13 protein-coding genes are annotated in these 14,168 nt (G+C 66.4%); 2 read left to right on the top strand and 11 right to left on the bottom strand.

What is annotated here, in order from left to right; all coding sequences use genetic code 11:
• Window positions 1–55: 55 nt before the first annotated feature.
• The 7 genes from F624_RS0119120 to glyQ form a co-directional block, all read right to left on the bottom strand.
• The gene (locus tag F624_RS0119120) at window positions 56–793 is read right to left on the bottom strand and encodes an LrgB family protein (protein ID WP_019575952.1); all 738 of its coding nucleotides are present in this window, start codon (window positions 791–793) and stop codon (window positions 56–58) included.
• Window positions 790–1,167, bottom strand: coding sequence for a CidA/LrgA family protein (locus tag F624_RS0119125; RefSeq protein WP_031255567.1), 378 nt, complete (start codon window positions 1,165–1,167; stop codon window positions 790–792). The genes F624_RS0119120 and F624_RS0119125 overlap by 4 nt, the downstream gene beginning before the upstream one ends.
• Before the next feature lie 88 nt (window positions 1,168–1,255).
• Window positions 1,256–2,236, bottom strand: a complete 981-nt coding sequence (locus tag F624_RS0119130) for a M48 family metallopeptidase (RefSeq protein WP_019575954.1) — start codon at window positions 2,234–2,236, stop codon at window positions 1,256–1,258.
• A gap of 20 nt (window positions 2,237–2,256) precedes the next feature.
• Window positions 2,257–3,003, bottom strand: coding sequence for a lysophospholipid acyltransferase family protein (locus F624_RS0119135; protein ID WP_019575955.1), 747 nt, complete (start codon window positions 3,001–3,003; stop codon window positions 2,257–2,259).
• A gap of 67 nt (window positions 3,004–3,070) precedes the next feature.
• A complete protein-coding gene (gene gmhB, locus F624_RS0119140) occupies window positions 3,071–3,643 on the bottom strand; it encodes a D-glycero-beta-D-manno-heptose 1,7-bisphosphate 7-phosphatase (RefSeq protein WP_019575956.1) in 573 nt (190 codons plus the stop codon).
• Between the two features lie 29 nt (window positions 3,644–3,672).
• Window positions 3,673–5,805: a glycine--tRNA ligase subunit beta gene (gene glyS / locus F624_RS0119145; RefSeq protein ID WP_019575957.1), complete on the bottom strand. Its 2,133-nt coding sequence runs from the start codon at window positions 5,803–5,805 to the stop codon at window positions 3,673–3,675.
• 18 nt (window positions 5,806–5,823) lie between these two features.
• Entirely contained in the window at window positions 5,824–6,729 is a 906-nt protein-coding gene (gene glyQ / locus F624_RS0119150; protein WP_019575958.1) for a glycine--tRNA ligase subunit alpha, read from the bottom strand.
• Between the two features lie 299 nt (window positions 6,730–7,028).
• On the opposite strand from glyQ, the gene F624_RS0119155 reads away from it, so the two are divergent.
• On the top strand, window positions 7,029–8,975 hold the full coding sequence (locus F624_RS0119155; RefSeq protein ID WP_019575959.1) for a hypothetical protein: 1,947 nt from the start codon (window positions 7,029–7,031) through the stop codon (window positions 8,973–8,975).
• A 33-nt stretch (window positions 8,976–9,008) separates the two neighbouring features.
• Here the strand turns inward: F624_RS0119155 and lnt are convergent, their stop codons facing one another.
• From lnt to F624_RS0119175, 4 genes are all read right to left on the bottom strand, one after another.
• The gene (gene lnt / locus F624_RS0119160) at window positions 9,009–10,634 is read right to left on the bottom strand and encodes an apolipoprotein N-acyltransferase (protein ID WP_019575960.1); all 1,626 of its coding nucleotides are present in this window, start codon (window positions 10,632–10,634) and stop codon (window positions 9,009–9,011) included.
• Window positions 10,631–11,506, bottom strand: a complete 876-nt coding sequence (locus tag F624_RS0119165; protein ID WP_019575961.1) for a CorC family transporter — start codon at window positions 11,504–11,506, stop codon at window positions 10,631–10,633. The genes lnt and F624_RS0119165 overlap by 4 nt, the downstream gene beginning before the upstream one ends.
• Window positions 11,507–11,601: 95 nt before the next feature.
• On the bottom strand, window positions 11,602–12,333 hold the full coding sequence (locus F624_RS0119170; protein ID WP_019575962.1) for a GNAT family N-acetyltransferase: 732 nt from the start codon (window positions 12,331–12,333) through the stop codon (window positions 11,602–11,604).
• Window positions 12,334–12,426: 93 nt separating this feature from the next.
• Window positions 12,427–12,900, bottom strand: a complete 474-nt coding sequence (locus F624_RS0119175) for an Lrp/AsnC family transcriptional regulator (RefSeq protein WP_027476588.1) — start codon at window positions 12,898–12,900, stop codon at window positions 12,427–12,429.
• A gap of 125 nt (window positions 12,901–13,025) precedes the next feature.
• On the opposite strand from F624_RS0119175, the gene hppD reads away from it, so the two are divergent.
• Window positions 13,026–14,162 (top strand): 4-hydroxyphenylpyruvate dioxygenase, encoded by a 1,137-nt coding sequence (hppD, locus tag F624_RS0119180; protein WP_019575964.1) that lies wholly within the window; start codon window positions 13,026–13,028, stop codon window positions 14,160–14,162.
• Window positions 14,163–14,168 lie beyond the last annotated feature (6 nt).

Raw genomic sequence — 14,168 nt, forward strand, 5'->3', positions numbered from 1 at the left:
GATTCTCAGTTGGGTCGACAAAAAAAACGGGCAGATACCCGGAATCAAAAAAAGTTCACCACCACGGCGTGGCCTGCCACAAGGCCACCAGCAGAGGCATCAGCACCGCTGTAGCCACCCCGTTGAGCCCCATGGCCAGGGCGGAAAACGCCCCGGCGGTTTCATGCACTTGCAAGGCCCGGGCGGTGCCGATGGCGTGGGCCGAGATGCCCACGGCAAACCCTCTCACCGCAGGGTCATGAACCCCAATCCAGTTCAGCAGCGGACGGGCCATGATGGCTCCGCTGATACCAGTCACCGCCACGGCAACCGCCGCCAGCGAGGGCAAGCCGCCCCATCGTTCGGCCAGCGCCATGGCAATCGGCATGGTGGCCGATTTTGGCATCAATGACAGCAAGGTCTCGCGCGAGCCCCCCAGTGCCCACGCGATCGCCACGGCCGACACCATCGCCGTGACCGAGCCTGCCAGCAGCGCCACCGCCACGGGCCGCCAGATGCGCTTGAGCCGCTCGAACTGACCGAACAAGGGCACCGCCAGCGCCACCGTGGCCGGGCCAATCAGAAAGTGGACGAACTTGGCGCCTTCAAAATAGGTGGGGTAAGGCGTGCCGGTGGCCCACAGAACGGCAATCACCAGGCTCACCGAGGTCAGCACCGGGATCAACCAAGGCTTGTGCCCCGAACGCCGGTAGAGCGCCACCGCCCCCAGGTAGGCCAACAAAGTCAGGGCCAGCCACAGCAGCGGCGAACGCCCCAGAAAGACCCAGATCTCGAACAGGCCACCGGGGTTCATGCAGCCTCCTCGGGAACGTCATCCGTCAGAGGCTGGCCGCTGCGCCGCAGCATCCACCGCAACGTCAACGCCGTCACCACCAGGGTCACCGCCGCCCCGCCAATGCCCGCCGCCAGAAACGGCAACCACTCGTGGGCGACGCGGCCAAAGTGCATCATCACGCCGGCCACCGCCGGGATGAACAGCAGCATCAGGTGTTGCAGCAGCCCCCCTGAGGCCTGGCGCAGCCCCTCAGGCACGGCGCCCCGCCACACCAGCCAACCGGCCAGGATCAGCATGCCCATCAAGGGCCCCGGCAAGGGCAGGTGCAGCCAGAACACCAGGCCTTCGCCCAGCAGCTGCATCAGAAACAAAAGTGTCAGTCCTTGAATCATGGTCGGGTGTCTCCTGTGGGCTCAAGCTGGGGGCCGCCATTGTCACGCAAGGCAGCTTGGGGTGCAGGAGCGGGCGCTGCGCCCACCCTCACCAGCGGGGCAAGGCGCCCAGGCGCAGTTGCTGTCGGCGTTCGGCGTGGTCGGGCACCACGGCGGCCACCGTGTCCCAGAAGCGCGGGCTGTGGTCCATCACGCGCAGGTGGGCCAGCTCGTGCACCACCACGTAGTCGATCACGGGCAGGCTGAAATGGATCAGCCGCCAGTTGAGTCGGATGCTGCCATCGATGCGGGCACTGCCCCAGCGGGTGCTGGCATTGCTCAGGGCCAGCTTTTTCCATTGCACGCCCAGTTGGGGGGCGTAGTGGTCAAGCCGCTGGGCGAACAAGGCCTTGGCCTCGCGCATCAGGCAGGCCTGCACCGCATCCTTGATCTGGCTGGCCTCGGCTTGCGGCGGCAGGCCCAGGCTCAGCAGGTGGCGCACGCCCTGCTCGGCCGCCGCCTCAGGGGGCAGGCTGTGCAGCCGCCCGCCGGCCAGTGCGCCCGGCTGCAGGCGCACGCGCAGGGGCTCGCCCAGAAAAGGCAGCTCGGCCCCGTCGGCCCAGGCCACGCTGGCCTCGGCCTGGCGGGTCTGGCGCTCACGGGCCTCGTCGAGCTTGCGCACGATCCAGGCACTCTTGGTGCGCAACGCGGCATCCACCTCGGCCTGAGGCACCCAGCGCGGCGCCCGCACCACCAGGCCCTCGGGCCCAACGACAAAGCCGATGCTGCGCCGGCGCGCCCGCTCGAAGCGGTAGGCCACCCAGGTGCCTTGCAACTGCAGCTCGCGGTTGGCCTGCGGGTGGCGAAAACTCATGGGAGCGATCACCTCGGTCAGCGGCGCGGCCGGCGGACCAACCGGACCTGGGGTGGTCGCCTTCGGGCGCGGCGGCTCAAACAGCTGAGGGTCGGGCGTCAGCGCCGCCTTGGGCCTGCGCGGTGGGGCGGCCCGGCGCTTCGTCGGTTCAGGGGCGGCGGCCGGCGCCGGGTCGCGCTCGAACAGGTCGAGCGTGAACTGCAGCAGTCGGTTCATGGCCCCTGACACGCGCGAGCTCAACCCTGGACGGGCGGGTAAGCCTCGGGGTCGAGGCGGCGCATCTCGGCTTCGATCCAGGCCTCCACCTCGCGCATCAGCTCGTCGGGCTGGCGCCCGGCCGAGGGGATGGGCTTGCCGATCGACACATCCACCACGCCGGGGTGTTTGATGAAGGCCTTGCGCGGCCAGCATTTGGCCGAGGTGACGGCAATCGGGATCACCGGGGCGCCGGTCTCGATGGCCAGGCGGGTGCCGCCGCTCTTGTACTGGCCTTTCTGGCCGCGGGGTGTGCGCGTGCCCTCGGGGAACATGATGATCCAGATGCCCTGGGCCAGCAGGCGCTTGCCCTGCGCCACCACCTTGTTGAAGGCCTGGGCACGCTGGCTGCGGTCAATGTGGATCATGTCGAGCCGGCCCATGGCCCAGCCGAAGAAAGGCACGTACAGCAGCTCTTTCTTGAACACATAGGCCAGCGGGTGCGGCATCAGCGTGGGCATCAGAAAGGTCTCGAAGGTCGACTGGTGCTTGACCAGCAAAATGGCCGGGCTGGTCTCGCCCAGCGGCAGGTTCTCGCGCCCGCTCACCCGCACCTCGATGCCCATCAGCACGCGGGCCCCCGACACGGCCCAGCCCAGCCAGCGCACCGCCATCCACCACAGCGGGGTGCCGCGGCGCCACAGCGAGGCCACCAGCATGATCAGGGCCCAGGGGATCACGGTGACCAGCATCCACAGGGTGTGCAGGATGGAGCGCAGCAGGGACATGGGTGGGGTCTTCTCGAAAATGAAGGACGATGGATCTCGGTGAAGGCGCCAGAGACAGCGCCCCCACTCAGGCCGCGGCGCGCTGGCGCTCGGCGTCGCGTGCGATCAGGTGGTCGGCAAAGGCGCCCACGTCGGCATGCACACGGGTGCCCGGCGGAAAGGTGTCAGGCAAGGGCCGGTCGCGCCACTCGGCGCCCAGGCCGGTGAGCACCAGGTGCGGCTCGCAGCCGGCGGCATGCCCGGCCTGCAGGTCACGCAGGCTGTCACCCGCCATGGGCACGCCCTGCAGGCTGATGCCGTAGCGTTCGGCAATCTGCTCGAACAGCCCCGGTGAAGGCATGCGGCAACGGCACTCCTCATCGGGTGCGTGCGGGCAGAAGAACACCGCCTCGACGCGCCCGCCAGCAGCGGCCAACAGCTTGTGCATCTTGGCGTGCATGGCATTGACCTGGGCCATGTCGAACAGGCCGCGCCCCAGGCCCGCCTGGTTGGACACCACCACCACCTGGAAGCCCGCGTGGTTGAGGCGGGCAATCGCCTCCAGCACGCCGGGCAGGGGCAGCCACTCCTCAGGGCTTTTCACGAAGTCGTCGCTGCTTTCGTTGATGGTGCCATCGCGGTCGAGAATGACGAGTTTCATGGGAAGCATCCTGTAGAGGGCGTTGGGGCTCAGCTGGCCAGGCGGGACAGGTCGGCCACGCGGTTCATGGCGTCGTGCAGGGTCTTGAGCAGGCCCAGGCGGTTCAGGCGCAGGTCCAGCTCTTCGGCGTTGACCATCACGCCTTCGAAGAAGGCATCGACCGGTGCGCGCAGGGCCGCCAGGGTCTGCAGCGAAGCGGTGTAATCGCCGGCATCGAACTGGGCCTTGGCCTGCGGTGCCGTGGCTTGCAGGGCGGCAAACAGCGCCTGCTCGGCGGCTTCCTTGAGCAGCACCGGGCTGACGTGGGCATCCACCTCGCCGGCCTTCTTGAGGATGTTGCTGACGCGCTTGTTGGCTGCGGCCAGGGCGGCGGCCTCGGGCAGCTTGGCAAAGGCACGCACAGCCTCCAGGCGCTGGGCCACGTCGGACAGGCGCTCAGGGCGCAGCGCCAGCACGGCATCAACTTCTTGGGCACTGAAGCCTTGCTCACGCAGGCTGCCGGCCAGGCGGTCGTAGATGAAGTCGGCCAGGGCGCCGCTGGCGTCGCTGATCTTGTCGCCAAAGGCAGGCACGGCGCTTTGCAGCAGGGTGCCCAGGGCCAGCGGCAGCTGGTTCTCGATCAGCAGGCGCACCACGCCCAGGGCGTGGCGGCGCAGCGCAAACGGGTCTTTGTCGCCGGTGGGCAGGTTGCCGATGCCGAACATGCCGGTCAGGGTTTCCAGCTTGTCGGCCAGGGCCACCACCACGCCGACCGTGCCGCGCGGCAGGGTGTCTCCAGCAAAGCGAGGCTTGTAATGGTCTTCGATGGCGTCGGCCACGGCCTCGGGCAGGCCATCGTTGAGGGCGTAGTAACGGCCCATGGTGCCCTGCAGCTCAGGGAACTCGCCCACCATGTCGGTCACCAGGTCGGTCTTGGCCAGCTGTGCGGCCAGGTCGGCCTGGGCCACCAGGGTGGCGTCGCCCAACTGGGCGGCGATCGCCTGGGCAATGGCCTGAGCAATGGCGCGCACGCGTTCGACGCGCTCGCCCTGGGTGCCCAGCTTGTTGTGGTAGACCACCTTGCCCAGGCCTTCGACGCGCGAGGCCAGGGTCTTCTTGCGGTCCTGATCGAAGAAGAACTTGGCATCGGCCAGGCGCGGGCGCACCACGCGCTCGTTGCCGCCGATCACGGCACTGGCATCGGCCGGGCTGATGTTGCTGACCACCAGGAACTGGTGCGTCAGCTTGCCGGCGGCGTCCAGCAGCGGGAAGTACTTCTGATTGGCCTTCATGGTCAGGATCAGGCACTCCTGCGGCACGCCCAGGAACTGGGTTTCGAAGGCGCAGATCAGCACGTTGGGTCGCTCGACCAGAGCGGTCACCTCATCGAGCAGGGCCTCGTCTTCGATGGGGCGCACGCCATGGCCCACCTGGTCGGCAGCCGCGGCCAGCTGACGCACGATCTCGGCGCGGCGCTCGGCAAAGCTGGCGATCACGGCGCCATCGCGGCGCAGGGTGTCGGCGTAGGCGTCGGCATGTTCGATGGTGACCACCGGCTTGGCGGCCTCGAAGCGGTGGCCCAGGGTGGTGTTGCCCGACTTCAGGCCCAGTACCTTGAGCGGCACCACGCTGCTGCCGTGCAGGGCGATCACGCCGTGCGCCGGGCGCACGAAGTGCACGCTGCTCCAGCCGGGCAGTTCGCAATCGGTCTCGAGCTGGTAGGTCATGACCTTGGGGATCGGCAGCTTGGCCAGCGACTCTTCCAGGGCTTTTTGCAGGCCGACGTCGAGCGTGGCGCCGTTGACCACGCTGTCATAGAACAGGGCTTCGGCTTTGCCGTCGGGGGCACGCTTGAGGCCAGCCACGGCAGACGCATCGGCGCCCAGGGCCGCCAGCTTCTTGAGCAAGGCCGGCGTGGCGTTGCCCGCAGCATCCAGGCCCACGCTGACCGGCATCAGCTTTTGCTGCACGGCGCGGTCGGCCGCCTTGGCCGCCACGTGGGTGATGTGCGCCGCCAGGCGACGCGGCGAGGCAAAGGCGGTGGTCACGCTGTCGGCAGCGGCCAGGCCCTGGGCCTTGAGTTGCTCGGCCAGCACGCCGGCAAAGGCCTCGCCCAGCTTCTTGAGCGCCTTGGGGGGCAGCTCTTCGACAAACAGTTCAACCAGAAGATTTTGTTGGCTCATGATGTCTTGTTCTCCCGCTCAGGCGGCCTTCTTGGTCATCTGTTCAACCCACTCGCGCGGGGCCATGGGGAAACCCAGGCGCTCGCGGCTCTCGTAATAAGCCTGGGCCACGGCGCGGGCCAGGTTGCGGATGCGGCCGATGTAGGCGGCGCGCTCGGTGACCGAGATTGCGCCCCGGGCATCCAGCAGGTTGAAGGTGTGGGCGGCTTTGAGTACCTGCTCGTAGGCCGGCAGGGCCAGTTGCTGCTCCATCAGGTACTTGGCCTGCTTTTCGTGGGCACCGAAGGCGGTGAACAAAAACTCGGCATCGCTGTGCTCGAAGTTGTAGGTGGACTGTTCCACCTCGTTCTGGTGGTAAACGTCGCCGTAGCTCAGGGTGTCGGTCCACTTGAGGTTGTAGACGTTGTCCACGCCCTGCAGGTACATGGCCAGGCGCTCCAGGCCGTAGGTGATCTCGCCGGTGATGGGTTTGCAATCAATGCCGCCCACCTGTTGGAAGTAGGTGAACTGGGTCACCTCCATGCCATTGAGCCAGACCTCCCAGCCCAGGCCCCAGGCGCCCAGGGTGGGGTTTTCCCAATCGTCTTCGACGAAACGGATGTCGTTCTTCTTGAGATCGAAGCCCAGCGCCTCCAGGCTGCCCAGGTACAACTCGAGGATGTTGCTGGGGGCGGGCTTGAGCACCACCTGGTACTGGTAGTAGTGCTGCAGGCGGTTGGGGTTCTCGCCATAGCGGCCGTCCTTGGGGCGGCGGCTGGGCTGCACGTAGGCGGCCTTCCAGGGCTCGGGGCCCAGGGCGCGCAGGAAGGTGGCGGTGTGCGAGGTGCCTGCGCCCACTTCCATGTCGTAGGGCTGCAACAGCGCGCAGCCCTGGGCGTCCCAGTAGGACTGCAGCTTCAGAATGATTTGCTGAAAGGTCAACATGACGTTGGGCCCCGGTGGGCCGGGGTCTGGGCAAAAGAGGTGGATGGGGCCGGCGTGGCTGCTTTTCGAAGCAGGCTCTTGCGCAGCAAACCCGTGATTTTACGGCCCGTCGGGCCTGGATGCCTGGGACGCCCGTGAGGCAGGACATTGAGCCCCGCCACAGGACCCACTCTCCTTTGTAAATGGGACACGAATTGACGCAAAGCCCATGCAAAATACCTGCCCAGAAGACAGCAGAGCCGACACATGCGCGCCATGGGGCCACTCGGACACCTCACCAACCAACGGATTCCGACAAGATGAAAGCAAACCTCGTTCGATGGGGCCTGGCCCTGGGCCTGACGGCCTTGCTGGGCGCCTGCGGTGGCGGCAATGGCAGCAGCACGGTGGCTGAACGCCAGCTGCCCACGTCGGCCCAGAACACCCCGGTGGACAGTTTCACCCCCGCCACGGCCAAGTCTGCCGAGGTGAACAGTGATTACACCCTGGGCGCCAGCGACCCCGCCCCCGGCTACAAGGTGACCTTGGGCAGCGCCGGCACCGAGGTGGCCAAGCTGCAAAGCGCGGTCGACATCCGCAGCATCGGCCAGGCGCCGCAGATCGGCCTGGGCCGCAAGATTGCCGAACTGGATTCGGTCACCACCTTCGCCAGCCGCCTGCAATGGACCACCGGCAGCGACGGCAGCCAGCGCGCCGCCATCCGCTTTGTCTCCAGCGGCGCCGCCGGCACCCGGCTGGTGCTCGATGTGAGCCACATCGACGCCCGCACCAAGCTGCGCTTCTATGCCCAAGGTGCCGCCACGGCCACCGAGGTCACGGGCACCCAGGTGATCGACGCCTTGGCCGTGAACGAACTCAGCAAAGCGGGCGCCAGCGGCAACCACCTCTACTTCGCACCGTATGTGGAAGGCGAAGACCTGACGATGCAGATCGAGTTGCCTGCGGGCGTGGCCACCTCCACGCTGCAGATCAACGTGCCGCAGCTGTCGCACCTGTTCCAGTCGCCCACGGCCGCCAAGCTCACGCTGAAGATCAACAACTCGGGCAGTTGCGAAGTCGACGTGGCCTGCAAAAGCGACTGGAGCAGCACCGGCAACAGTGTGGCGCGACTGCTGTTCTCCGACGCCAGCACCGGCAGCAGCTACCTGTGTTCGGGCACCCTGCTGAACGACCGCGCCAGCAGCGCCACCCCCTACCTGCTCACCGCCAACCACTGCATCTCGACCCAGACCGTGGCCAGCACACTGCAGACCTTCTGGTTCTACCGCGCCTCGGCCTGTGGCAGCGGCACCCTTTACAGCGCCAGCAAGACCGTGAACGGCGGCGCCGCCCTGCTCTACACCGACAACAGCAGCGACGCCACCTTCCTTCGCCTGAACAGCAGCCCACCTTCTGGTGTGACCTATTCAGGCTGGTCGCCCAGCCTGCCCGCTGCGGGCACCAGCATCGGCGGGGTGCACCATCCGGCGGGCGACCTGCAAAAAGTCAGCCTGGGGACCACCACAGGCTTTGCCACGTGCAGCCGGGCCGCAGGCTCTGAAACGTTCTCCTGCAGCTTCACCACGGGCTCCAGCAGCAGCACCACCCATGTCCGTGTCGGCTGGAACAGCGGCGTGACGGAAGGTGGCAGCAGCGGCTCAGGCCTGTTCATCACCAGCGGCAGCTCTAAATACCTGGTGGGCCAGCTGTCAGGTGGCGGCTCCACTTGCTCCAACCCCACGGCCAATGACGTGTATGGCCGCTTCGATCTGGCCTACACCGCCGGGATCTACAAATGGCTGGACAATGCGGCAGCCAGCCGGGTTCCGGTCTACCGTTTCTACAACGCAACCAGCCGCGTTCACTTCTTCACGGCCAGCACTTCAGACCGTGACTACGTGATCAACAACATCCCCCAATACGCTTACGAAGGGATTGCCTTCTACTCGTACGCGGCCTCGGCCACCGGCCTGAGCCCGGTCTACCGCTACTACAACCCGACCAGCAATGGCCACTTTTACACAGCCAGCGCCTCAGACGTGATCTACATCGCGGCCAACATGACGCCCCCGTTTGTCGCTGAGGGCATTGGCTGGTATTCGCAAACCGCGAGCGATGGCGTGAGTGCACCGGTGTACCGTTTCTACAACACGGCCACCAACGCGCACTTCTACACCATCAGTGCCAGTGACCGCGCTTTCATCAACGCGAACCTGCCCACCTACCGCGATGAGGGCGTGGCCTTCTACAGCTGGACCAGCCAATGAGAACAGGGCTCCCGCTACGGGGCCCGGTTTCTTTCAGGCGACCCGACGGCGTGAAGCACGCTCACACCGTCTGGCCCACAACACCAGGGCCAGGCACAGCAGCCACAGTGGCGCCAGCCCCAGGCGCGACACCCACCAGGCGTAAGGTGTGATGCCCCAGCCGCCGTGATCGGCGCTGAGCCCCCGCCCTTGAACCACACCTTGCAGCACGCCGCGGCTCACCGGCGGCAACTGGGCCGTCACCCTGCCGCGGTGGTCGATGATGGCGGTCGCACCCGTGTTGGTCGCCCGCACCATGGGGCGGGCAAACTCCAGCGCGCGCAGGCGGGAGATGTTCAGGTGCTGGTCGATGGCCACGCTGTCGCCAAACCAGCCGATGTTGCTCACGTTGACAAACACCGTGGGGGCCCGGGCCGGGTCGCGAAAACGCAGGCCCAACTCCTCGCCAAACAAATCCTCGTAGCAGATGTTGGGGGCCAGCCGCTGGCCCTGCCAGGGCATGGAGGCCTGGCCCACCGCGCCCGCATTGAAGTCGCCCAGCGGCATGTCCATCAAGGCCACAAACCAGTGGAACATCGGCGGGATGAATTCGCCAAAAGGCACCAGGTGGTGCTTGTCGTAGGCGTACAGACGAGTCTCGCCGGGCATCAGGCCCAGCACCGAGTTGGTGTAGCCCTCGCGCTGGTTGCCCAGGGGCACACCGATCAGGGCGGCCTGGGGCGGCCGGCCCTCGGCAGGCGCCAGCGGCCCCACCCCCACGCCATAGCGCTGCAGAAGACCGTCCCAATAGCCTGCCGGCAGTTGTTCCGGCAACAAAGGCAAAGCCGTCTCCGGGGCCACCACCAGCGAAGCCTGGTTGGCCATCAGCTGGGCGCGGTACCAGGCCAGGGCCATGGGCACGCCCGAGCCGGCCTGGAACTTCTCGTCCTGCGGGATGTTGCCCTGCAACAGGCTGACCTCCAGCGGGGCCGACGAGGCCGGGTGTTCAGGTGCCGGCACCCAGCACAGCAGCGCCCAGAACGTCAGGAGGCCAGCCTGCACCGGCCATTTCCGTCGGGGCAGGCTGGCCAGCCCGGCGGCCCAGGCCGCCACCAGAGCCCCTGTGCCATACACCCCGACCCAAGGGGCCAGCCAGCGTGCCGCGCCATCCACCTGGGCATAGCCCCCGGCCCCCCAGGGAAAGCCGGTGAACCAATGCCCGCGCAAGAGCTCGGCCAGGGTCCACAAGGCGGCAAACAACCCGGCCGAAGCCAGCGGGCCGAGCGCCAGCCGATGGTACCAACGCACATACAGCCCCGCCGCCAGGGTGTAGTAGCTGCCAAGAAAGGCGGCCAGCCCCAGCACGGCCAGCACGGCCAGCGGCGCCTCCAGCCCGCCATAGACGGCCATCGAGATGTACAGCCACCAGAAGGTGCCGGCCAGCCAGCACAGGGCGAACACAGCGCCCAGCCAGGCGCCGCGCCGGGCGCTGGGCGCCCGGTTTAGCAAGCCGACCAGAGCGGCCAGCGACAAGGCCTGCAGCGTGCCCGAGGCCTGCCCACCCCAGGGCCAGGCCAGCGACAGGGCCTGCATCACGCCGGCCAGGGCCGCAAACGCCCAGTGGGCCAAGGTGGCCCAGGCCGGCCGCCTCAGGCCGCGCCAGCCGCTCAGGCCCTTCATGCGGGGGTGGCGCCGTCGGCCTGGGGCGTGACCTTGAACCAGCGCACGGCGCCGCCCTTGGTGTGTTGCACCACGAACTTCAGCCCGGCCAGCTCAAAGTGCTCGCCGCGCCGGGGCACATGGCCCAGTTCATGGGCGATCAGGCCGCCGATGGTGTCAAAGTTCTCGTCGGCATCGCGGCTTTCGATGAGCACGCCAAAGGCCTCGGCCACGCGCTCGATCGGCGTGTCGCCGCTCACGCGGTAGCTGCGGTCGGCCAGACCGAAGATGTCGCCTTCGTCTTCGGCGATGTCGAATTCATCCTCGATCTCGCCGACGATCTGCTCCAACACGTCTTCGATGGTGATCAAGCCAGCCACACGACCGAACTCGTCGATGACGATGGCCAGGTGGTTGCGGTTGCCGCGGAACTCGCGCAACAAGTCGTTGAGGCCTTTGCTTTCAGGCACAAAAACGGCGGGTCTGAGCAGGGCCCGGATGTTGAGTTCAGGGGCCCGCTGCAGCTTGAGCAGGTCCTTGGCCATCAGAATGCCGATGATGTTGTCGGGCTCATCGCTGTACACCGGGAAACGGGAATGCGCCGTTTCGATCACCTGGTGCAGCAGTTCGTCGTAGGGAGAGTCGATGTTGAGCCGGTCCATGCGCGGCGTGGCGAGCATGACGTCGCCGGCCGTCAGATCGGCCATGCGGATGACGCCTTCGAGCATCACGCGCGACTCGGCGCCTATGACCTGGTTGTCCTCGGCATCGGTGAGGGCTTCCAGCAATTCGTCACGCGAGTCGGGCCCGGGACGGATGAATTCGGCAACTTTTTGCAGAAAAGAGCGCTTGTCTTCCTTCTCGGAAGCACGCGCGGGGTGAGGGTCGGACACAGCCTGGTGCGCAAAACGTGCGGTAGTGGGTAAGCCTCAAGGATAGCGGATTGATGTGACAGCCGGCCAACAGTGCCGGCTGAACCGCTTTCCGCTCACTGGGCCGACTGGTGACGCCCCTGCCGCACGCCGCGTCGGATTTCCTGCACGCTGGCCAGCGTGTCGCGGAACTGCTTGGCTTGAACCTTGAGTCGGTAGTCGAGTTCGGCGAACTGCTGCTCGACGATCTCGGCCACGCGCGAATCCAGGCTGGCGGGCGGCAGCTTGAGGTGGGCCTCGGATTCCGAGCCATCGCGCTCCACCGTCGCACCGGCATTGCGGGCGATCTTCAGCATGGCGGTGTTCTCGCTCAGGGCGTGGATGAACATCAGGCTCACGCCTTCGTTGCGGGCATGCATCACGGCCCGGTCGAACAGACGAGCGCCGTAGCCACGGCCACGGGCGTGCTTGAGCACCGACACGCCGAACTCGGCGCAGCTGGCCGACTTCGGATCGGTCGAGAACGCCAGGTGCGCCATGGCGATCAGTTCAAGCCGGCGGTTGTAAATGCCAAAGATCTCGTCGCGCTCAAAGTCAAGCTGATCCACGTAGCGCTGTACCTGCTCGTCGCTGGCGGCATAGCCAAAGCGCAGGTAGCGGTCTTGCGGCTCCAGGGCCAGCAAATGGGCGGCGATGCGGGAGCGGTAGCTGGGGCCGAGCGAGCGGATGGGCACCAGCACGGGCGAGTGGCCCGAGGCTTCGGGGCCCGTGGGCTGGGCCAGGGTGAAATGAAAAAGATCACGCCCCGCCTGCAGCGAAGACCGGATCCAGTTGGAAGGGGCTAACATGGGCTGAACTATAAGGGTTTTCCCCTATAACCCAAAATCCAGCCCGTTCAAGCCCTGCAGGGATGAAGGTTATCCCCCTTCAAATACCGTTCGTCAGACAGGCAAGGCCGTCGTGGCCTTGACGCGGTCCAGCACGAAGCTGGTCTTGCAATCCTGCACGCTGGGGTGTTTGAGCAGGCTTTCCATCACGAAGCGCCGGTAGTGCGCCATGTCGGCCACCACCACCCGCAGCAAAAAATCCATCTCGCCCGTGAGGGCCGCGCACTCGACCACCTCGGGCCAGGTCTGCACACTGGCGCGGAACAGGTCCATGGGGTTGCGCTTGTGGCTCTCGGTGTGCTTTTCGAGCCGCACATTGAGGTAGGCCGTCAGGCCCAGGCCCACGGCCTCGGGTTGCACCAGGGCCACGTAGCGGTCGATCACGCCGCTGTCTTCCAGGCGCCTGACCCGGCGCAACACCGCGCTGGCCGACAGGCCCACGGCCTCGGCGATCTGGTCGTAGGTGGCGCGGCCATCCGCCTGCAGACTGCGCAAAATCTGCCGATCCAGCTTATCCAATGCTTCCATGGCCTCCATTTTGCAGGATTCATGCAAATTGACCGAGGTCATGGCCGCAGAACGCAGAAAAACTGCTGCCCCCGCCCCCTACAGTCAATCGCTTCAAGACCTCACTCATGGATGGAGACAGACTGATGAACGCCCCCCTGCCCACCAACGCCACCGCGCCCGTGGCCCCCTTCACCCCCTGGGACAACCCCATGGGCACCGACGGCTTTGAATTCATCGAGTACGCGGCCCCCGATCCGGTGGCCATGGGCCTGGTGTTCGAGCGCATGGGCTTTCGCCCGGTGGCACGCCACCGCCACAAGAACGTGACCTTGTACCGCCAGGGTGAGATCAACTTCATCATCAACGCCGAGCCCGATTCGTTCGCCCAGCGCTTTGCCCGCCTGCACGGCCCCAGCGTCTGCGCGATTGCCTTTCGGGTGCAGGACGCCAAGGCCGCCTACGAGCGCGCCGTCGGCCTGGGCGCCTGGGGCTATGCCGGCGTGGCCGGCCCGGGCGAGCTGAACATTCCCGCCATCAAGGGCATCGGTGACAGCCTGATCTACCTGGTGGACCGCTGGCGCGGCAAGAACGGCGCCCAACCCGGCGCCATCGGCAACATCGGCTTCTTCGACGTTGATTTCGAGCCCCTGCCCGGCCTGAGCACCGAACAAGCCCTGGCCCCCCATGGCGTGGGCCTGACCTACATCGACCACCTGACACACAACGTGCACCGGGGCCGCATGCACGAATGGGCCGACTTCTACGAGCGCCTGTTCAACTTCCGCGAGGTCAAATACTTCGACATCGAAGGCCAGGTGACCGGCGTGAAGAGCAAGGCCATGACCAGCCCCTGCGGAAAGATCCGCATCCCGATCAACGAAGAAGGCAAGGACAAGCCGGGCCAGATCCAGGAGTACCTGGACATGTACCGCGGCGAAGGCATCCAGCACATCGCCATGGGCTCGGACAACCTCTACGCCACGGTGGACGGCCTGCAGGCCAACCAGGTGCGCCTGCTCGACACCATCGACACCTACTATGAGCTGGTGGACAAGCGCATCCCGGGCCATGGCGAAAACCTGGCGGAACTGCACAAGCGCAAGATCCTGATCGATGGCAAGAAGGACGCGCTGCTGCTGCAGATCTTCAGCGAGAACCAGCTGGGCCCGATCTTCTTCGAGTTCATCCAGCGCAAAGGCGACGACGGCTTCGGCAACGGCAATTTCAAGGCCTTGTTCGAGTCCATCGAGTTGGATCAGATGCGGCGCGGGGTGATCTGACAGCCC

It is taken from the genome of Curvibacter lanceolatus ATCC 14669, from assembly GCF_000381265.1.
GTDB classification, from domain to species: Bacteria; Pseudomonadota; Gammaproteobacteria; order Burkholderiales; family Burkholderiaceae_C; genus Curvibacter; species Curvibacter lanceolatus.

Bases quoted from the DNA above. Each gene is read 5' to 3' on its own strand.
- F624_RS0119120 (WP_019575952.1), bottom strand. From the start codon at position 793: ATGAACCCCGGTGGCCTGTTCGAGATCTGGGTCTTTCTGGGGCGTTCG.
- F624_RS0119125 (WP_031255567.1), bottom strand. From the start codon at position 1,167: ATGATTCAAGGACTGACACTTTTGTTTCTGATGCAGCTGCTGGGCGAA.
- F624_RS0119130 (WP_019575954.1), bottom strand. From the start codon at position 2,236: ATGAACCGACTGCTGCAGTTCACGCTCGACCTGTTCGAGCGCGACCCG.
- F624_RS0119135 (WP_019575955.1), bottom strand. From the start codon at position 3,003: ATGTCCCTGCTGCGCTCCATCCTGCACACCCTGTGGATGCTGGTCACC.
- gmhB (WP_019575956.1), bottom strand. From the start codon at position 3,643: ATGAAACTCGTCATTCTCGACCGCGATGGCACCATCAACGAAAGCAGC.
- glyS (WP_019575957.1), bottom strand. From the start codon at position 5,805: ATGAGCCAACAAAATCTTCTGGTTGAACTGTTTGTCGAAGAGCTGCCC.
- glyQ (WP_019575958.1), bottom strand. From the start codon at position 6,729: ATGTTGACCTTTCAGCAAATCATTCTGAAGCTGCAGTCCTACTGGGAC.
- F624_RS0119155 (WP_019575959.1), top strand. From the start codon at position 7,029: ATGAAAGCAAACCTCGTTCGATGGGGCCTGGCCCTGGGCCTGACGGCC.
- lnt (WP_019575960.1), bottom strand. From the start codon at position 10,634: ATGAAGGGCCTGAGCGGCTGGCGCGGCCTGAGGCGGCCGGCCTGGGCC.
- F624_RS0119170 (WP_019575962.1), bottom strand. From the start codon at position 12,333: ATGTTAGCCCCTTCCAACTGGATCCGGTCTTCGCTGCAGGCGGGGCGT.
- F624_RS0119175 (WP_027476588.1), bottom strand. From the start codon at position 12,900: ATGGAAGCATTGGATAAGCTGGATCGGCAGATTTTGCGCAGTCTGCAG.
- hppD (WP_019575964.1), top strand. From the start codon at position 13,026: ATGAACGCCCCCCTGCCCACCAACGCCACCGCGCCCGTGGCCCCCTTC.